Here is an 18,879-nt window from a genome sequence, read left to right as displayed (position 1 = left end):
GCTTAGGAAGAATATTAATAAATGAAGTTTAAACAGTTAGTTGTAGCCGGATTCATATGGTCCAGTGCTAGCTTAGCCTTAGCTGCTACAGACCAAGAGTTCGTCGTATCCGACATCAAAGTTGAAGGTTTACAAAGGGTTGCTTTGGGAGCCGCGCTGACCTATCTGCCTGTGCAAGTCGGTGACACTATGAATAGTTTCCGTTCGGCTCAGTTAATTCGTAGCCTGTATTCATCTACTCACTTTGAAAGTATCGAAATTCTTCGTGATGGCACCACTTTGGTTGTGAAAGTCAAAGAGCGTCCAACCATCAGTAATATTATCTTTGACGGCAATGACGATATAAAAGATGAGCAGTTGCAAGAAAGTCTTGATGGCAACAACATCCGCGTGGGTGAGCCGTTGGATAAAACGGTTTTAACCGGTATCGAAAATGGCTTAAAAGACTTTTTCTACAGTATTGGTAAATACAATGCTGATGTTAGCGCCATTGTCACGCCATTGCCTCGTAACCGAGTTGATTTGAAGCTGTTGTTTGAAGAAGGTGACTCTGCAAAAATTCAACAAATTAACATTGTCGGTAATGAAGTCTTCTCTGACGCTGAGTTGTTAAGACAAATGGAGTTAAAGTTCGATACACCGTGGTGGGACTTTTTATCTGAAACCCGTTATCAAAAACAAACTCTCTCTGGTGATATGGAAACGTTACGAAGCTACTACCTAGACCGCGGTTATTTGCGCTATCAGGTAGACTCAACGCAAGTATCTATGACCCCGGAAAAAGATGGTATTTATGTCACAATGAATATCTCTGAAGGTGAGCAATACACTATTTCTGAAGTAGACCTAATTGGTGACCTATTGGGTAACGAAGAATACATGCGCGCTGTATTACCGCTTACCGCTGGTGAGTTATATAACCAAGCAGAAGTAACCTACACAGAAGAGTTCTTCAGTAAATATTTAGGTCGTTTTGGATATGCGTATCCGACAGTAACCACGATCCCTGAAATTAATGATGAAGACAAAACTGTTAAATTGACGCTATCTGTCGATCCTGGAAAACGTATTTACGTGAACCGCATTACCTTCGAAGGTAATACAGTGACTGCCGATGAGGTTTTACGTCAGTCGGTCAGTCAAATGGAAGGTACTTGGCTTTCGAACAGTTCGTTGGAATCGTCTAAGAATAACTTGTCACGTTTGACCTACATGGAAGAAGTGGATTTTGAAACCGTCCGTTTACCAGGTGAAGATGACAAAGTTGATGTGGTATATAAAGTTAAAGAACAACCTTCTGGTTCATTTAATGCTGGTGTGGGTTACGGTGATAGAACCAAACTTAGCCTGCAAGCCGGTATTCAACAGGACAACTTCTTAGGTACAGGTAAACGATTGGCATTCAATGTTAGTACTGTATCTTACCAAAAGAGTGTGCAGCTTTCCTACACAGACCCTTATTTCACTATTGATGGAATTAGTTTGGGCGGGAATATTTCATATAGTGAATTCGATGCTGGAAGTGCAAACCTTGTACAATACAACAGTAAACAATACACCGTTGGAATAAACGCTGGTTATCCAATTAATGAATTCAACCGAATTAATTTTGGCTTGAGTTATAGTGATGTAGAGTTATCTCGTCGCAGTAACTATGAACAGACAGACCGTTTTTACAACCAATTTGTGAATGAAGATGATCCAGATGCACCTATTGATTATTCTAGTTTCCTAGCATCTGTATCTTGGACTCGTAGTACTCTAAACCGAGGGATTTTCCCAACGGCTGGTTCGTCACAAAGCGCATCCTTTAGCATTACTACTCCTAATTCTGATGTAAATTATTTCAAATCGATTTTTGATACTAAATTCTACTTCCCGCTTACCCGTGATCAAAGATGGTCAGTGCTTACTCGATTGCGCGCAGGTTACGGTAACGGTTATGGTGAAACAAATGGCATAGAACAGATATTGCCATTCACTCAAAACTTTACGGCCGGTGGTAGCGATACCTTACGCGGATTCGAAAATAACACTGTTGGACCTCGTGGCGTACAATTGTCACCCACAAGTATTACCGGACCAGACGGTGAAACTATCTTGTTAGGTCCTGAATCTGACCGGGTTGCAGTATCTTCTCGTTCCTTAGGTGGTAACGCGATGTTGCTCGGTGGTGTAGAATTAATTGTACCTACTCCGTTTGTTGGCGAAGAGTTTGATAATTCAGTGCGTTCAAGCTTGTTTCTTGATGCCGGTAATGTGTGGGATACTGAATTTGACTATAGCTTATATCGTGATCTAGATCAGATTAGTGAAGACCCTGTAGCAGATTACGGCGATTGGACTCGCTATAGAGCTTCTTACGGAGTTTCTGTACAATGGTTATCACCAATGGGTCCAATGGTCTTTAGTTTCTCTAGAGCTTTGCAAGAACGTGTTGGGGATGATGTGAAATTCTTCTCTTTCAACATTGGACAAACATTTTAAACATAATTTAGCATGAGCTAATTAGTATTATAAAAACAGGAAGGAGTTCCCTTTGAAACAAGTATTTAAAACCTTAGTCGTTACTGCACTTTTGAGCAGTGCTTTATTAAGTTCAGTAGCTTACGCAGAACAGAAAATTGCTGTTGTAAGTCGCGAGGCGGTAATTCAGCAAATGCCACAAGCGATTGCTAGTCAGCAAGCTTTGCAAATTGAATTTAAAGACGAAGGTTCAAAAGTAGATGCGATGCGTCAAAAGATAGCCACTGATCTTGAGTCGCTTAAGAAAAACGCACCGACTATGAGTGAAGCACAAATTAAAGCTGAACAAGAGCGTTTACAAGCAGCTAACACTGAATTTGAAGCGCTAGCTAAACCTTTGCAAGAAAAGCTACAAAAACGTAGACAAGAAGAAAACACCAAAATCGTCACTATGCTACAACAAGCTATCCAAGCAGTTGTAAATGAAGAAAATATCGACATGGTTCTAGATAGACAAGCGGTTGTATTCGCTACTCCTCAATACGATATCTCAGAGAAAGTATTGAAAAAAGTTAGTCAAATGAAATAACCTACCGGAGCCTGTATGCAGTCACTCAGTTTAAAACAATTGGCAGATCTTATTGGTGCATCTATCCATTTATCTGGCAATGATACTGAGGATACCCAAATTAATAGTTTGAGTACCTTGGCGAATGCAGGCATTGGTCAGATTTCCTTTTTAGCCAATAGCAAGTATCGTAGTCACCTGGCTGACACTAGAGCACAAGCGGTTATTTTACATCCAGACGAGTTATCCCATTGTCCTTGCACTGCACTAGTTCATCCAAATCCATACGTGGGATTTGCATTGGTTGCACAGGCTCTTGATACGACTCCGGCTGCGGCATCAGGTATCCATCCAACAGCCGTTATCGGCCAAGACGCAAAACTTGGCAATAACGTGAGTGTGGGAGCCAATGCTGTGATTGAATCAGGCGTGGTTTTAGGCGATGACGTGCAAGTTGGTGCAGGTACTTTTGTAGGCAAAAACTGTCAACTAGGTAACAGAACTAAACTTTGGGCAAATGTCACCGTTTATCACGATTCGGTAATCGGCGAAGATTGCTTAGTGCAATCTGCTACTGTTATTGGTAGTGACGGTTTTGGATACGCTAACGATAAAGGTAAGTGGATTAAGATCCCTCAGTTGGGACGAGTCATTATTGGTAATCGTGTCGAGATTGGCGCTAGTACTACTATCGATCGCGGTGCTCTTGAAGATACAATTATCGGCGATGGGGTGATACTGGATAATCAATTGCAAATTGCCCATAACGTAGAAATAGGTGAAAACACTGCTATGGCAGCGTGTTCAGTTATTGCTGGCAGTACCAAATTGGGTAAAAATTGTAGCGTTGCAGGATTGTGCGGTTTTAACGGACATATTGAAGTTTGTGATAACTCTCATTTTACTGGAATGAGTATGATTACCAAGAGCATAACCGAACCTGGTTTATATTCCTCAGGTATGCCGGCGGTGCCCAATCTTGAGTGGCGTAAAAATGCAGTTCAATTCAAAAAAATAACGTCTCTTGCTCAACGTGTCAAAGTTTTAGAGAAACAACAATCTACAAAGTAACAGGGTAGTTCCCATTACTTATTAAAGGAGATCAGCCTTTGGCCGACAATTTGAACACCATCGAAATCGAAGAAATCATGGAGCTTTTACCCCATAGATATCCATTTCTATTGATTGATAGAGTAACTGAATATGTTTTAGGCGAAACGATTAAAGCCTATAAAAATGTTACCTTTAATGAACCTTGTTTCACAGGTCATTTCCCTGGAAAACCCATATTCCCTGGTGTTTTAATTCTTGAAGCAATGGCACAAGCTGCGGGCATATTAGGGTTTAAAACTGCGGGAAATAGTGATGAGTTATACCTTTATGCTGGTATCGACAACGCACGCTTTAAGCGCCCTGTAGTTCCTGGCGATAGATTAGATTTCGACGTGTGTGTTGTGAAAGAGAAGCGCGGTATATGGAAATTTAAAGGCGTTGCCAGTGTGGATGGTCAAGAAGCTTGTGTTGCTGAATTTATGTGTGCAATGAGGAAAATGTAACCAGTGATCCATGAAACAGCTATTGTGCACCCGTCTGCTAAGTTAGCAGCAGACGTTCAAGTTGGTCCATATTCCGTTATCGGTGAAGATGTCGAGATAGGAAGTGGAACGGTTGTCGAATCACATGTGGTCATTAAGGGACCATGTACTATTGGTAAAAACAATCGTTTTTTCCAGTTTGGTTCGATTGGTGAAGAATGCCAGGATAAAAAGTATGCTGGAGAAAAAACCCGATTAGAAATTGGTGACAACAATGTTTTTCGGGAATGTGTGACTATCCATCGTGGTACGGTTCAAGATAAATCACTGACCAAAATAGGCTCAAATAATTTATTTATGGCTTACGCACATGTGGCGCATGATTGTGTTGTTGGAGATGATAACATCTTTGCTAACAATGCGACCCTTGCTGGTCATGTACATGTTGGCAACTACGTTATCTTAGGTGGTAACACGGCTGTGCACCAGTTCTGCCATATTGGCTCTAACAGTTTTACTGGTGGCGGTGGCATCATATTACGTGATATCCCTCCCTTTGTTATGATCAATGGTATCGACAATACGCCGGCAGGAATTAACTCCGAAGGGTTGCGTCGCAGAGGCTATGATAAAGAGGTAATAATGAGTATTAAACGTGCTTATAAAGTACTTTATCGGAACGGCAATCGTGCCGAAGAAGCCGTTCAAGAGTTACGCAAAATGGCCGAAACCACAAAAGAAGTGGGATTAATGGCTGATTTTGTAGCAAACTCTGCCCGAGGAATAATCCGCTAATCATACTGATTAGCTTTATCGCAAACTGCGAGCCAACCTTATATGTCTAAGCGTCCTTTGAAAATTGCTATCGTCGCCGGAGAAGCCTCTGGCGACGTGTTAGCTGCGGGTATGATAAAACAGATTTTGGCAATTCACCCCGATGCACAGTTTACAGGAATTGCCGGTCCTAATATGCTTGAGCAAGGTTGCGAAACCTTGTTTGAAATGGAAGAACTTTCTGTGATGGGGATAGTAGAGGTACTGTCCCGTATTCGCCGATTACTGTTTATTCGAAAAACCGTCCTGCAACATTTTACCGATAATCCCCCCGATGTCTTTATCGGAGTGGATGCCCCTGATTTTAATCTGCCGTTAGAAAAGAAACTAAAAAAACTTGGGGTCAAAACCGTCCATTACGTCAGTCCTACAGTGTGGGCTTGGCGGGAAAATAGAATTTATGGGATTGCTGAAGCGACTAACTTAGTACTCAGTATTTTTCCATTCGAAAAAGCCGTTTACGACAAACATGGATTCCCTTGCCAATATGTTGGCCATACTATGGCGGATGATATTGAGCTTTACCCCGATCAAACTCTAGCTCGCCAACAACTTGATGGCGTAACGTTAAGCAAAGACGCAAAAGTGCTGGCGTTGCTACCGGGCAGCCGGGCTGGCGAAGTGAATATGTTGCTTGAGGTCTTTTTACAAAGCGCAAGCAAAGTGTGTACTACGGTAAGTGAATTACATGTGGTGATCCCCGCTGTCAATGAAGTGCGAAAATCGCAAATTGAAGCCATAGTGTCGGCGTTTAAGAGCTTGCCAGAGTATCCGCAAAACATGCATATTTCAGTGCTTATGCGGCAATCTCGTAATGTTATGATCGCCTCGGATGCTATTCTACTTGCCTCTGGTACTGCGTCACTTGAAGCTATGTTATGTAAGCGTCCAATGGTGGTAGCCTATCGTTTAAAATGGCTTACACATCAAATAATGAAAGCAATGTATAAACCCAATTACTTCTCACTGCCTAATGTGCTAGCAGATAAACCCATTGTGCCTGAATTATTACAAGAACAAGTGAACCCTGAAACCATCTCTGAATATCTGATCCCGATGTTCGCCGGTGATAGCGTAAAGATTCCAGAGGAGTTTGTTGGTTTGCATGAAATGTTAAAACAGGACGCAGATAAACAAGCTGCGGCTGCCGTATTAAAGTTAATTGGTACAGAATATGAGTGAGGCTTGCCTTATCGCCGGGGTTGATGAAGTCGGCCGTGGACCTTTGGTGGGAGATGTTGTGACCGCAGCGGTAATATTGGATCCGCAAAAGCCTATTTTAGGATTAAACGATTCCAAAAAACTGAGCGAGAAAAAACGCAACGTATTGTTCAACCAAATTATTGAAAATGCATTATGTTGGTCAGTAGGGCGAGCTAGCCCAAAAGAAATTGATCAACTGAATATTCTACATGCCACTATGTTGGCTATGAAACGCGCTGTTGAAGGTTTATCAATTCAGCCTGATTTGGTGCAAGTCGATGGTAATCGATGCCCAGATTGGCATTATGCCAGTGAAGCAATCGTTAAAGGCGATGGCAGTGTCGCAGAAATTTCAGCCGCGTCTATTATTGCTAAAGTCACCAGAGATCGGGAGATGGCAGAATTGCATTTACGCTATCCTGAGTATGGTTTTGATCAACATAAAGGCTACCCTACCAAAGCTCATTTGTTACGTTTAGCTGAGCTAGGGCCAACGGAAGAATACCGTATGAGTTTTAAACCTGTGCAACAAATATTGATACAACACAATGGAGTCATCCATGCAGTCTGAAGCCACAGAAGCACCCGTGAAATTTATCCATTTGCGCGTCCATAGTGATTATTCCATGATGGATGGTTTGAATAAGATCAAACCCATTCTTGGAAAGGTCAAAGAAATGGGGATGCCTGCAGTGGCCATTACTGACCAGATGAATATGTGTGGATTGGTAAAATATTATGATGCTGCACATGCCAATGGGATCAAACCAATAATTGGCGCTGATTTTTGGGTACAAAGTGAAGAGTTAGGCGATGAAATATTCAGACTGACCTTGTTGGCAAGCAACAACAAAGGATATAAAAATATTACCTTGCTCATTTCCAAAGCTTATCAGCGTGGGCATGTACAAAATAGAGCGGTAATCGATAAACAATGGCTGCTAGAACACAAAGAAGGCGTGATTATTTTATCTGGTGGCTTGTCCGGTGATCTTGGACAGGTACTAACCAAAGGAAATATGCCTTTAGCAGAGCAAATATCGCAATTTTATGAAACCCATTTTAGCGATTGTTACTATGTCGAGTTAAATCGCACTGGCAGACCAGGTGAACAGGAATATATTCAACGAGCGACAGATTGGGCTTTGGACCATGATCTTCCCGTCGTGGCCACAAATGAAGTATGTTTTATCGCTAAAGAGGGATTTGATGCCCATGAAATAAGGGTGTGTATCCATGATGGTTATACCCTCGATGATAAGCGTCGTCCCAAACTTTATAGTGATCAGCAATACCTGCGCAGTCCTGAGGAAATGTGTGAACTGTTTTCCGATATTCCAGAAGCACTGCAAAATACTGTAGAGATAGCCAAGCGTTGTAATGTTACCGTGACGTTGGGCGAATACTTTCTGCCAAAGTTTCCAACCGGTGGAATGTCAGATGCGGATTATCTGGTAAAAGTGTCATGGGAAGGTTTAGAACGACGCTTAAAGTTCCTGTTTCCTGATGAACAAGAGCGAGCAGAAAAACGTCCTGAATACGACGAACGTTTAGAAATTGAATTAACCGTTATCAACCAAATGGGTTTTCCCGGCTATTTCTTGATTGTAATGGAGTTTATTCAGTGGAGTAAAGATCACGGTATTCCGGTGGGACCTGGCCGTGGGTCGGGCGCAGGTTCGCTCGTTGCATATGCACTTGATATTACCGATCTGGATCCCCTAGAGTTTGACTTACTGTTTGAGCGATTCCTGAATCCAGAACGGGTTTCCATGCCCGATTTCGACGTCGATTTTTGCATGGATAGACGTGACGAGGTGATTGACCACGTGGCTGACATGTATGGTCGTCAGGCGGTTTCTCAAATAATTACATTCGGCACCATGGCTGCCAAAGCGGTAGTTCGAGACGTTGGCCGAGTATTAGGGCATCCCTATGGCTTTGTGGACCGCATTTCTAAATTAATACCTTCTGATCCAGGAATGACCTTAGAAAAAGCCTTTGCCGTTGAACCTAGGTTACCTGAGCTTTATCAACAAGATGAAGACGTTAAAGATCTGATAGATATGGCGCGGATTCTGGAAGGGGTTACCCGTAATGCTGGTAAACATGCTGGGGGGGTTGTTATCTCTCCCACTGAAATCACCGACTTCGCGCCGTTATATTGTGATGACGAAGGCAAAAACCCAGTAACTCAGTTTGATAAAAATGATGTCGAAACTGCAGGTTTGGTTAAATTTGACTTTTTGGGCTTGCGTACCTTAACCATTATCCAATGGGCGATCGATATGATTGCTGAGGGTCGCGGCAAACAAATTGATATCACCGCCATTCCATTGGAAGATCCTAAAAGTTTTCGGACTCTATTAAATGCAGAAACAACTGCGGTATTCCAATTGGAATCTCGCGGTATGAAAGATTTGATTAAACGTCTTAAACCAGATTGCTTCGAAGATATTATCGCATTGGTGGCTCTATTTAGACCGGGCCCGCTGCAATCTGGGATGGTTGATAACTTCATCGATAGAAAACACGGCCGAGAAGAGATCTCTTATCCGGATGCAGAATATCAACATGAATGTTTGCAGGAAATTCTTGAGCCAACCTACGGCATTATTCTTTATCAAGAACAAGTAATGCAGATTGCACAAGCCATGGCAGGATACAGCCTAGGTGGCGCAGATATGTTACGTCGTGCGATGGGTAAGAAAAAGCCTGAAGAGATGGCCAAGCAGCGTAGTGTGTTTGCCGAAGGTTCTAAAGGCAATAATATCGATCCTGATCTAGCGATGAAAATATTCGATCTGGTGGAAAAATTCGCGGGTTATGGTTTTAACAAATCTCACTCTGCGGCTTATGCGTTAGTTTCGTATCAAACTTTGTGGCTAAAAGCCCATTATCCTGCCGAGTTTATGGCGGCGGTAATGTCTGCGGATATGGATAATACCGATAAAATAGTCACTTTGGTGGATGAATGTAATCGTATGGGATTAACCATACTGCCACCAGACCTCAACGCGGGCCAATATAAGTTTACGGTAGATGAACAAGGTCGTATTGTTTATGGTATCGGCGCAATAAAAGGGGTAGGGGAAGGTCCTATCGAAGCAATTATCGCTGCCCGTAAAGAACACACTAAATTTTCAGACTTGTTTGATTTTTGTGCTAAAGTTGATCTGAAGAAGATTAACAAACGGGTTCTAGAAAAGTTGGTTATGGCTGGCGCCATGGATAATTTAGGTCCCCATCGAGCCTGTATCATGGCAACCCTACCCGAAGCGATAGCCGCGGCGGATCAGCATGCTAAAGCTGAATCTCATGGGCAATCAGATATGTTTGGTTTGTTAACTACTGAACCTGATCAAGTGGTTCAGGCCTTTTCTAATGTACCGGAATGGCCAGAAAAAATATGGTTGGACGGAGAAAAAGAAACTCTTGGCCTATACTTAACAGGTCACCCAATAAATCAGTACGAAAAAGAGCTAAAACATTATAGTTCTGCTCGTTTGGTAGATTTAAAACCTACCAATAAAGACACTACGTCTGTTGCGGTTGGCTTAGTCATCGGTGTTAGAGTGATGACTAACAAGAAGGGACGTCGTTGGGCGATTGTTACCTTAGATGACAAAAGTGCTCGTATGGATGCGCGCTTTTTCCCTGATATGTTTGAAAAGTACGAGGAGCTTCTTCAACCTGACCGAATTCTATTGATTTCCGGACAGGTCAGCTTTGATGATTTCTCGGGGGGCAATACAATATCAGGCCGTGATGCTATGGATATAGTGCAGGCTCGGGAGAAAAATGTAAAATGCTTAGGGTTAGAAGTAGAATCTGACTGGTGTAACGAAGCAAGAGTAGCTAAACTGCAAGCAATTCTGCAGAATTATCAAGGCGGAAGCTGTCCTGTTAATATGCGGGTTGTTCACCCTGATGCGGAAATGGTTTTAGCATTTGGTGCACAGTGGTACGTGACACCAGAAGACCAATTAATTTATGAATTGCAGCAAATGTTACCCAAACAAGCGGTAGAGCTGCAATTTAGTTGACACCAATAGTGTGTTTGTAAACAAATATAAGGTTTGGAATGAGTTTGAATTATCTTGATTTCGAGAAACCTATCGCTGATTTAGAAGCAAAAATTGAAGAACTACGGTTAGTCAATCAAGGCGGTGAGTTTGATGTCGGCATTGAAGAATCGATCACTAAGTTGCGGGAAAAGAGTGCAGAATTGACTGCTAAAATATTTTCCGATTTGGGCGCATGGCAAGTTTCACAAATTGCTAGACACCCAATGCGACCTTATACATTGGATTATATTCCCCGCCTTTTTGAAGAATTTGACGAATTAGCCGGTGATCGCGCTTTTGCTGATGATAAAGCTATTGTAGGTGGATTAGCCGACTTTGATGGTCAACCAGTAATGGTTATTGGACATCAAAAAGGTCGTGACACCCATGAAAAAATTCGACGCAATTTCGGTATGCCTAAACCAGAAGGCTATCGCAAAGCGCTTCGTTTGATGCATATGGCTGAACGCTTCAATTTACCTATCATTACCTTTATCGACACTCCGGGTGCATACCCTGGAGTAGGTGCTGAGGAACGTGGCCAAAGTGAAGCCATTGCTCGTAATCTCAAGGAAATGGCCGATTTAAGCGTTCCCATTATCTGTACCGTTATTGGTGAAGGTGGTTCAGGTGGTGCACTTGCCATCGGTGTGGGTGACAGAGTGAATATGCTGCAATACAGTACTTACTCGGTTATTTCTCCAGAAGGTTGCGCTTCCATATTATGGAAAAGCGCAGAAAAAGCACCTTTGGCTGCTGAAGCTATGGGTGTAAGCGCAGGTCAAATTAAAGAATTAGGATTAATTAATAATATCGTAGAGGAACCTCTAGGTGGTGCTCATCGCAATCACGACGCTATGGCTGCCAACCTCAAAGCGACCCTTAAGCAACAGTTGTCACAATTGCTGAGCTTATCTAAAGACGAGTTGCTCGAACAGCGTTACGAGCGCATCATGTCTTTTGGTTATTGTTAATATAGTCACCTTGATTCACCTCAAACCGTCTTGTATTTACAAGGCGGTTTTTGCCTTATGAATATTCAAAATCGTACCACAGCACTTGTTGAAAGGTTCCTTCAAGGACCCGCTAGGCAAATTGTTATCGCATACAGCGGTGGTGTTGACTCTCACCTGCTGCTGATCACTGTTGCCGAATTAGCGAACCAATTTCCTGACCACAATTACCTTGCTGTGCATGTTAATCACGGCTTAAGTCCCAATGCGGAAAAGTGGCAACAGCATTGTCAGCAAGTTTGCTCTGAGCTCAATATTCCACTAAAAATTCAGCAGGTGAAGGTCAATGCCAGTGGTAATGGGGGAGTAGAAGCGGCCGCTAGAAAAGTGCGATATCAAGCCCTTGAAGCCATGACCGAACATCATGGTTTGATCTTGTTAGGACAACATATTCAAGATCAATTGGAAACGGTGCTATTGCAGTTGAAGCGCGGGGCTGGTCCCAAAGGGCTCTCAGCAATGGCGCAATCTGCGGTAAATGAAAACAGTATTACCCTAGCGCGACCTTTTCTGGAATTAGAGAAGCATGAAATTCTGCAATTAGCCAAACACAAGCAATTACACTGGATCGAAGATGAGTCGAATCACGATACACGATTTGATCGAAACTTCTTACGCACAGAAGTGATTCCAACTTTACAGCAACGCTGGCCAAATTTGGCAACGGCAGCAAACCGCTCAGCCCAGTTGTGCGCTGAACAACAAGAGTTGTTAGATGAAGTAAACGGGAAACATTTGCAGACCATGGTGAATCAACGATTTGCGATTCATATTTGCAAGTTACGTGCACTATCTAGCCCATGGCAAAATCAAATAGTGCGATATTGGTTAGCAGAACAAAAAATTGATATGCCTTCTAAAACCGTGCTGGCGGAATTACCTAAACTTCTTAGTGCCAAGCAGGATGGCAACCCCATCATTGACCTAGGCCAGCACCAGTTGCGACGCTTTCGAGAGCATATGTATTGCATTAAAAAGCAAACATTTGAAGAAGATATTCATCTTACTTTAGATTCAGCTAACACCTTGTTACCCAATGAATTGGGGCATTTACATATTGCAGAAAAATACATTGGTCAATTAATCATAAAATCTAAGGTGAATAGTCTTAAATTTAAACCCCTTGATCAGCCCCATTCCAAATTATTGAAACAATGGTTTAAACAGTGGGATGTGCCAGTTTGGGAAAGACAGCGAAGTTTGCTTTTATGTTGGCAAGATCAGGTGATTGCGGTGTTATGTGAGCAACATATTATTTTTGCAAATGATGCACCTGCGGAACTCACTTCAAGTATTCATTTTAGGGTAAATCCACCTCAACTTTGATTTTGTCTCTGAATTTTTAGTCAATTATCTTAGCTGATTCGCATTGATGGACACTAAAACACATTTTTATCCTTACAATGCTAGTGTTTGCCCCTGCTTCTAGCGTAAAATCGTATATATATTACAAGATAGGATTACTTTTAATTCTATCGGTAAATTGACCTTATTATTATTTTGGAGATTTGAGACTATTATGGCTGCATTTGGAACTGTTTTTATGCCTGAGATGGCACTTGCTACCTTTGAAAATAATCACTGGAGTAAGGCTGAGTTTGTCAGCGCTGAAAGTATTCAATTGCACCCCGGGGCTCATGTCTTACATTATTCGAGTACTTGTTTCGAAGGACTCAAAGCATTTCGTCATGCTGATGGCAGCGTCAATATTTTCCGTATGGAAGAAAATATAAAACGTATGGCACAGAGCTCTAAATTATTGTTTTTACCTGACTTTGATGCAAATCAGTTATCACAGATGATTGTTGATATGGTAAAAAAATACGCTGATGAAGTTCCCCAGCCTCCAGGTTCAATGTATATCAGACCTACCCATATTGGTACTGAGCCTTCAATAGGTAAAGCTGCGGCACCATCAGCTACTTCTATGCTGTATGTATTGTTATCACCGGTGGGTGATTACTTTGCTGGTGGAGCTCGTCCATTAAGATTGTTATTAGCGGAAGATGGGATGCGCTGTGCGCCACATATGGGCATGATTAAAAGTGGCGGTAATTACGCCAGTGCTTTAGGGCCAATTTTAGCAGGTAAAGCGCAGTACAATGCTGATCAAATTTTATTTTGCCCTAATGGTGATGTACAAGAGACCGGTGCTGCTAACTTTATCTTGATTGACGGCGATGAAATTATCACTAAAGCCTTAGATAGCTCATTTTTACACGGTATTACACGAGCTACACTACTAACCCTTGCGGCTGATTTAGGAATGAAGGTTAGCGAACGTAACCTTTCTGTGACTGAACTATTAGAACGGGTGGCTAAACCTGGTACTGAAGCCGCTCTGTCTGGTACCGCAGCGGTTTTGACTCCGGTAGGAACCTTAATTCACAATGGTAAAGATATCAAAGTGGGTAACGGAGAAGCGGGTCCTAAAGCAATTAGATTGCGCCAAGCATTAAACCAAATTCAGTGGGGCGAAGCGCCAGACACCCATAACTGGTTAACTAAAATTTAATTAACCCAAGCGAGGGAGCGCAATCTGCTATTAGCGCAGTAATTTTGCGCTTATCTTGCTTGCAATTCACGGGTTTAAACAACTAGATTGCATAAATCAGCATCCCTACGAATTAAAATTTGTCATTTCTTATCAAGTTTAAGTTAACTAACCTGAACTTGATAAGCATTCATTTTATGCAGCTGTAACCAAGCTGCATTTTCATTTAATGCCTCAATACCTATGGTTTTAATGACCTGTTGATAGCTCCCTATATTTTCAGTTTCAGAAGCGTAAGTTTGATCTAACAAAGACATTCTATTCATCGCCTGTTGGAAGAAGTAGCCTGTTCGCAAGTAGCGCTGACTAAGCTCCTCAAAGCCCATCTGCGCAGCAAAGGTTTTCAATAATGCTGAGCTGATAAACGACATAGCAATAATAATGAACAAGATTGATATCGAAAAAGCGGGAATAAGATTGAATTGGATTTTTACTACACTAAAGAACATCAGTGCTATTGCTAAGCAAAATAGAAAAATTGAATTTCGTTGATATTGTTTTGATTTGTTAAGCAATGCAAATGCTCTTCCCCTTTCTCCTCTTTGCCCATAAAAGTAATTTCTTTGGTCTAATATCCAAACCTTGCGCACATAATGAATGTGTTGTTTGCTGGGGGAAGGGACTTGCAACATCAGTTTATTCAAATTATCTACAATCCAATCCATCTCATATAGTTTTGTCGTGCGATAGTTATTTGCACTGTGATCAGGAATAGCAGACAAGTGCCAGAAAATTTGCACCCTAAGATCTTCAGCAAATACGCGCCATTCCACATACTGTTCTTCTTTTGATTCGGTGCCGACGAAAAAAAGCCAATATATAAGTACTACCACTCCAACTAGAAACAAGTGGATTAAAAACCAAGTCAGTGTGGCAAATAGCCCAACATAAACTTGTTGTGCGAAGATCGCAAAAAAGGATAGGGTGGTAATCCATTTTAATGATTTTAATCTTTGATGTTGACGTATTTGTGCAAGACAATCGGCAATACAGTAGGCATCAACTAAGTGTTTAATGGGGGCTAATGATTCCGTCGGTGGTTGCTCTCCTAGCAGGTGAGTTAAACTCTTGGCTTTGTCTTTCTTTTTAATACGTAGCGCACCAGTATTAAAACGTTCTGTTTTCGCCAAAATTTCATTAAACAAACTGACATTTTGCACGCCATACGCTTCTATTGCCTTCCAACTTCCAATATCTTCTTCGCTTCCCACACTTAAAGGTAGGGTAGCATGACGTTCTCGTGTACTGACTAACCATTTACAGTATGTTTTGTTAGGCTTAGAAAATAGCAGGCTGCTTTCGTCAACGAGTCCTTCGATACACATTCTTACTACGTCTGCTGTGCCACCGGTTTTTAGCGCATAGGAACTTGATTCTTTTTTATGGTCTATTACACCATCCCAAATAGCGATTAGATAATCAGAACAACCTACCAGTGTTTTGCCTAGTGCAGTATACCCTTCCACTCTTGGTGTATTGGCTTTACGATGGCAAATCTTCACTTCGGAACATTGTTCAAAGAGTCTACGGAAGGTTTCTAAGGATTGGGGAGACCTAAAGTCTTTTTCATATTCTTGCACGTCAAAGGGTAAAATCGCAGTTACTTTAAGTTTGAGTTTCAAGGCGACTTTGACCATTAACTGGTCAGCACCTTCTGCTAGACCTGATAAAATTTGAATCGTACTTCTAGGACATTGTTGTTGCAGCGAGGTCAGCTCTTCAAGCAAGGCTTTTTCTAAAATGGGGATATCTTGTTGTGGAATATCGCGATGACCGGTAACCCCTATATTAATTGTGAGAGCTGATGACATCAGTCGCTATTCCTTAACATTAAACTCCGATATTTGTATAAATTATCATCAATAAAGCATTTGTTAAACCTGATTTTATCTCATTCGTTGGTGGCACTCGGCTTGGTAAAACCGATGCTTCCTTTTCTTTTATAGGAGAGTTGTATACTATTTGACCACATGTTGCTGTTGTATATGTCATGTTCACTCTTTCAATCTGATCCTGAGGAATAAAATGCAATACAGCGCATTTATAAGTTACAGCCACAAAGATGAAAAGTTGGCTCGCTGGCTTATGCGTAAGTTAGAAGCCTATCGAGTGCCCGCTAAACTAATTGGCCAATCCGCTGAGTTTGGTGTTGTTCCCCGTAGAATTGGAAAAATCTTTCGTGACCGCGATGAACTCCCAACAGCAGGAAATTTGGGCCAAAGGGTCAATCAAGCGTTGCAGAACTCATCGTCGCTGATTGTCATCTGCTCGCCTTTCTCTGCGAAGTCAAAATGGGTGAATACCGAAATCACTGAATTCCGTAAAATGGGTCGTGAAGAACGTATTTTGTGTTTTATTGCCGACGGCGATCCTATGAGCTGTGATCCTGAGATAGCTTGTTTTCCCCCAGCTTTGCTCAAACCCGCACAAGCTGGCCAGCCTAATAGAGAGCCGTTGGCTGCTGATGCCAGAATGGAAGGAGATGGTAAAGACAGGGCATTTCTAAAATTGGTAGCAGGTTTGTTAGGCGTGGGCTTTGATAGCCTAGCGCAGCGAGATGCGCAGCGCAGATATAAACGTTTGGCGTTAATTAGCGTAGGTTCTTTTGCAGGAATGGCGTTTGCCTCCGCATTGGCGATAACTGCTGTCATCGCCCGTAATGATGCACAACGGCGCCAAGACCAAGCCGAAGACATTGTCGGTTTTATGTTAGGTGACTTACGTGAGCGCTTACAAACCGTTGGACGTTTGGATTTAATGCGTTCGGTGGATGATAAAGCGACAAGCTATTTTTCAAAGTTAAACAAACGAGATTTATCTGACCGCGCATTGGCGGAACAAGCCCGTTCATTAACCGGCATAGGCGAAGTGCGCCTGAATGAAGGCGACTATCAATTGGCCATGGCAGCTTTTGCTGAAGCTTATGAACGTTCTAAAGCCTTATACGAAAGAGACGCTTCAAATGGCATCCGATTGTTCGATTTATCTCAAGCTGAGTATTGGCTTGGCAACGTAGCCTGGCAACAAGGGCGCTTGGACGATGCCGAAAAATGGCTAATTCGTTATCGAGATAGTGCAATTAGGTTAGCCGCAATGGACAGCAATAATCCTGATTGGCAAATAGAGGCTGCATACGGTTATCAGAACCTGGCGATATTGGATAAAAGCCGTGGCAATTTTGAGCAAGCTAAAAGGGCAATGTTGGAAGTGCGTAATCTCTATGTTCAGTGGGCTGAACAAGCACCAGATAATTTACAGTTAAGATACGATATGGCAAATGCGTCATCTTGGTTGGGAAGTCTTGCCTTACAACAAGGACGATTTAATGAAGCAAAGAATTATTTCGAAGAACAAAATGCCGCGATTAAAAAAAATATTAAAGAGGATCCAGATAATATTATCTGGAAAGAAGACTTTTTGTACGCCAATCGTCTTTTAGCCAGCGTAAGCGTCCATTTAGGGGATGTGGAAGAAGCCACTAAATTGTACATAACCGCAAAAGATATCGCTGAACAATTATTTAATCAAGATCCACAAAATGCGTACTGGATGTTGGATTACGGACGTTGCCTATGGCAGCTTGCGCTAATGTCTGGTCGGTCAGCTAAACAACATTTGCAGCAAGCTGAAAAACTGATTGAGAAGGCTTATAACCTAAAGAAAAAAGAGGAAAGGACTTTACAATTCTATGGAGATCTTAAAGTCGCTCAAAGTGAATTTGCTTTGTTAAATGGCCAAATAGACTTGGCGCTTCATTATATCGAGCAATTTGAACAGAATATTGAGCCTGCATGGCATAATCAAGAAATGGAAAAAACCGAAGATTTTCGTTTGGTGTATTCTCGCGGTTTAATTTTAAAAGGAAAGATAGCCTTTAAAATCGAACAACAACAAACCGCCCAACAATATTGGCAACAAGCTTTAGCATTGTTAACTGAGACTGAATTGGAATATGGAGTAAATCCTAAGCCGGATAAGTTACCTTTTACTCGGCTAATTGAATTGACTACTGTATTAAGCTTGTTAGGGGATGATCAGCAACTTAATATACATCAAAAACGTTTAAATAATTCAGGTTATATTGCATTCACCCCATTTTTAGTTGATTAAAATTTGTACTATTCGGGAAAGGGATTAGAATTGTAAGAGAACAATTAGGTTCAATTCATAAAACCGTATCTTTTGATACGGCAATACCTCCAAAGTATGGCATTTTACCAACAACAAGGAAAAGGATTATGGATGCTACTGTAACTTTAGATGTAAGAAATTTCCGAAGTGCAGCAGGAAGTGGCTACACCAATATACCCGCTTCGAATGCACGCACATACAGCTACCGTTTTACAGGTGGCCCCAACAATGATGGCACTATTACTGAAATAACAGGTACAGGGCAGGCACTCATCACCGTGCATGTTCAGGCTGACCCTCGTTATCATATTACTGACATTACTTTTGGCAGTAACGGTGCAAATGATTTGTCGTGGCGTTCTACATTCCCACCTTACCTTGCCGTTATTACTGATACCAATACTGATAATATTGATTCGGAATACTCGGTAGTTATATTGGATACTGTAGCTAACGCTAGGGTGTTATGTGACCCCGCAATCAAAAATAGACCTAATAAATAGTCAAG

At 41.9% G+C, this 18,879-nt stretch carries 15 protein-coding genes; 13 read left to right on the top strand and 2 right to left on the bottom strand.

What is annotated here, in order from left to right:
• Positions 1 to 21: 21 nt before the first annotated feature.
• From bamA to Q4567_RS04925, 11 genes are all read left to right on the top strand, one after another.
• Positions 22 to 2,487, top strand: a complete 2,466-nt coding sequence (gene bamA / locus Q4567_RS04975) for an outer membrane protein assembly factor BamA (protein WP_216049924.1) — start codon at positions 22 to 24, stop codon at positions 2,485 to 2,487.
• A gap of 52 nt (positions 2,488 to 2,539) precedes the next feature.
• Positions 2,540 to 3,055: an OmpH family outer membrane protein gene (locus Q4567_RS04970; protein WP_216049925.1), complete on the top strand. Its 516-nt coding sequence runs from the start codon at positions 2,540 to 2,542 to the stop codon at positions 3,053 to 3,055.
• A 15-nt stretch (positions 3,056 to 3,070) separates the two neighbouring features.
• A complete protein-coding gene (lpxD, locus tag Q4567_RS04965; RefSeq protein WP_216049926.1) occupies positions 3,071 to 4,105 on the top strand; it encodes a UDP-3-O-(3-hydroxymyristoyl)glucosamine N-acyltransferase in 1,035 nt (344 codons plus the stop codon).
• A 38-nt stretch (positions 4,106 to 4,143) separates the two neighbouring features.
• Positions 4,144 to 4,590 carry a 3-hydroxyacyl-ACP dehydratase FabZ gene (gene fabZ, locus Q4567_RS04960; protein ID WP_216049927.1) on the top strand — a complete coding sequence of 149 codons (447 nt, stop codon included), beginning with the start codon at positions 4,144 to 4,146 and terminating at the stop codon, positions 4,588 to 4,590.
• A 3-nt stretch (positions 4,591 to 4,593) separates the two neighbouring features.
• Positions 4,594 to 5,364, top strand: coding sequence for an acyl-ACP--UDP-N-acetylglucosamine O-acyltransferase (gene lpxA, locus Q4567_RS04955; RefSeq protein ID WP_216049928.1), 771 nt, complete (start codon positions 4,594 to 4,596; stop codon positions 5,362 to 5,364).
• A 42-nt stretch (positions 5,365 to 5,406) separates the two neighbouring features.
• Positions 5,407 to 6,585: a lipid-A-disaccharide synthase gene (gene lpxB / locus Q4567_RS04950; RefSeq protein WP_216049929.1), complete on the top strand. Its 1,179-nt coding sequence runs from the start codon at positions 5,407 to 5,409 to the stop codon at positions 6,583 to 6,585.
• Positions 6,578 to 7,177, top strand: coding sequence for a ribonuclease HII (gene rnhB, locus Q4567_RS04945; protein ID WP_216049930.1), 600 nt, complete (start codon positions 6,578 to 6,580; stop codon positions 7,175 to 7,177). Before lpxB ends, rnhB begins: the two co-directional genes overlap by 8 nt.
• The gene (gene dnaE, locus Q4567_RS04940; protein ID WP_216049931.1) at positions 7,167 to 10,652 is read left to right on the top strand and encodes a DNA polymerase III subunit alpha; all 3,486 of its coding nucleotides are present in this window, start codon (positions 7,167 to 7,169) and stop codon (positions 10,650 to 10,652) included. The genes rnhB and dnaE overlap by 11 nt, the downstream gene beginning before the upstream one ends.
• Positions 10,653 to 10,690: 38 nt before the next feature.
• Positions 10,691 to 11,647 carry an acetyl-CoA carboxylase carboxyl transferase subunit alpha gene (accA, locus tag Q4567_RS04935; protein WP_216049932.1) on the top strand — a complete coding sequence of 319 codons (957 nt, stop codon included), beginning with the start codon at positions 10,691 to 10,693 and terminating at the stop codon, positions 11,645 to 11,647.
• Positions 11,648 to 11,704: 57 nt separating this feature from the next.
• Positions 11,705 to 13,012, top strand: coding sequence for a tRNA lysidine(34) synthetase TilS (gene tilS / locus Q4567_RS04930; protein WP_303499578.1), 1,308 nt, complete (start codon positions 11,705 to 11,707; stop codon positions 13,010 to 13,012).
• 193 nt (positions 13,013 to 13,205) lie between these two features.
• Positions 13,206 to 14,201 (top strand): branched-chain amino acid aminotransferase, encoded by a 996-nt coding sequence (locus Q4567_RS04925; protein ID WP_216049934.1) that lies wholly within the window; start codon positions 13,206 to 13,208, stop codon positions 14,199 to 14,201.
• 143 nt (positions 14,202 to 14,344) lie between these two features.
• Here Q4567_RS04925 and Q4567_RS04920 read toward each other — a convergent pair whose 3' ends face one another.
• On the bottom strand, positions 14,345 to 16,051 hold the full coding sequence (locus tag Q4567_RS04920; protein WP_216049935.1) for a hypothetical protein: 1,707 nt from the start codon (positions 16,049 to 16,051) through the stop codon (positions 14,345 to 14,347).
• 19 nt (positions 16,052 to 16,070) lie between these two features.
• Positions 16,071 to 16,232, bottom strand: coding sequence for a hypothetical protein (locus tag Q4567_RS04915; RefSeq protein ID WP_216049936.1), 162 nt, complete (start codon positions 16,230 to 16,232; stop codon positions 16,071 to 16,073).
• Positions 16,233 to 16,265: 33 nt separating this feature from the next.
• On the opposite strand from Q4567_RS04915, the gene Q4567_RS04910 reads away from it, so the two are divergent.
• Positions 16,266 to 18,350 (top strand): toll/interleukin-1 receptor domain-containing protein, encoded by a 2,085-nt coding sequence (locus tag Q4567_RS04910; RefSeq protein WP_303499577.1) that lies wholly within the window; start codon positions 16,266 to 16,268, stop codon positions 18,348 to 18,350.
• 128 nt (positions 18,351 to 18,478) lie between these two features.
• Positions 18,479 to 18,874 (top strand): hypothetical protein, encoded by a 396-nt coding sequence (locus tag Q4567_RS04905; RefSeq protein ID WP_303499576.1) that lies wholly within the window; start codon positions 18,479 to 18,481, stop codon positions 18,872 to 18,874.
• Positions 18,875 to 18,879: the final 5 nt, after the last annotated feature.

This window comes from Aliiglaciecola sp. 2_MG-2023, from assembly GCF_030548145.1.
Lineage (GTDB): Bacteria > Pseudomonadota > Gammaproteobacteria > Enterobacterales > Alteromonadaceae > Aliiglaciecola > Aliiglaciecola lipolytica_A.
This window is presented reverse-complemented; position numbering and strand designations above follow the sequence as displayed.

What these genes read in the sequence shown, in the direction of transcription:
- lpxB (WP_216049929.1), top strand. Translation starts at nt 5,407, where the DNA reads ATGTCTAAGCGTCCTTTGAAAATTGCTATCGTCGCCGGAGAAGCCTCT.
- lpxD (WP_216049926.1), top strand. Translation starts at nt 3,071, where the DNA reads ATGCAGTCACTCAGTTTAAAACAATTGGCAGATCTTATTGGTGCATCT.
- Q4567_RS04915 (WP_216049936.1), bottom strand. Translation starts at nt 16,232, where the DNA reads ATGACATATACAACAGCAACATGTGGTCAAATAGTATACAACTCTCCT.
- Q4567_RS04925 (WP_216049934.1), top strand. Translation starts at nt 13,206, where the DNA reads ATGGCTGCATTTGGAACTGTTTTTATGCCTGAGATGGCACTTGCTACC.
- accA (WP_216049932.1), top strand. Translation starts at nt 10,691, where the DNA reads ATGAGTTTGAATTATCTTGATTTCGAGAAACCTATCGCTGATTTAGAA.
- Q4567_RS04910 (WP_303499577.1), top strand. Translation starts at nt 16,266, where the DNA reads ATGCAATACAGCGCATTTATAAGTTACAGCCACAAAGATGAAAAGTTG.
- rnhB (WP_216049930.1), top strand. Translation starts at nt 6,578, where the DNA reads ATGAGTGAGGCTTGCCTTATCGCCGGGGTTGATGAAGTCGGCCGTGGA.
- tilS (WP_303499578.1), top strand. Translation starts at nt 11,705, where the DNA reads ATGAATATTCAAAATCGTACCACAGCACTTGTTGAAAGGTTCCTTCAA.
- Q4567_RS04905 (WP_303499576.1), top strand. Translation starts at nt 18,479, where the DNA reads ATGGATGCTACTGTAACTTTAGATGTAAGAAATTTCCGAAGTGCAGCA.
- Q4567_RS04920 (WP_216049935.1), bottom strand. Translation starts at nt 16,051, where the DNA reads ATGTCATCAGCTCTCACAATTAATATAGGGGTTACCGGTCATCGCGAT.
- bamA (WP_216049924.1), top strand. Translation starts at nt 22, where the DNA reads ATGAAGTTTAAACAGTTAGTTGTAGCCGGATTCATATGGTCCAGTGCT.
- dnaE (WP_216049931.1), top strand. Translation starts at nt 7,167, where the DNA reads ATGCAGTCTGAAGCCACAGAAGCACCCGTGAAATTTATCCATTTGCGC.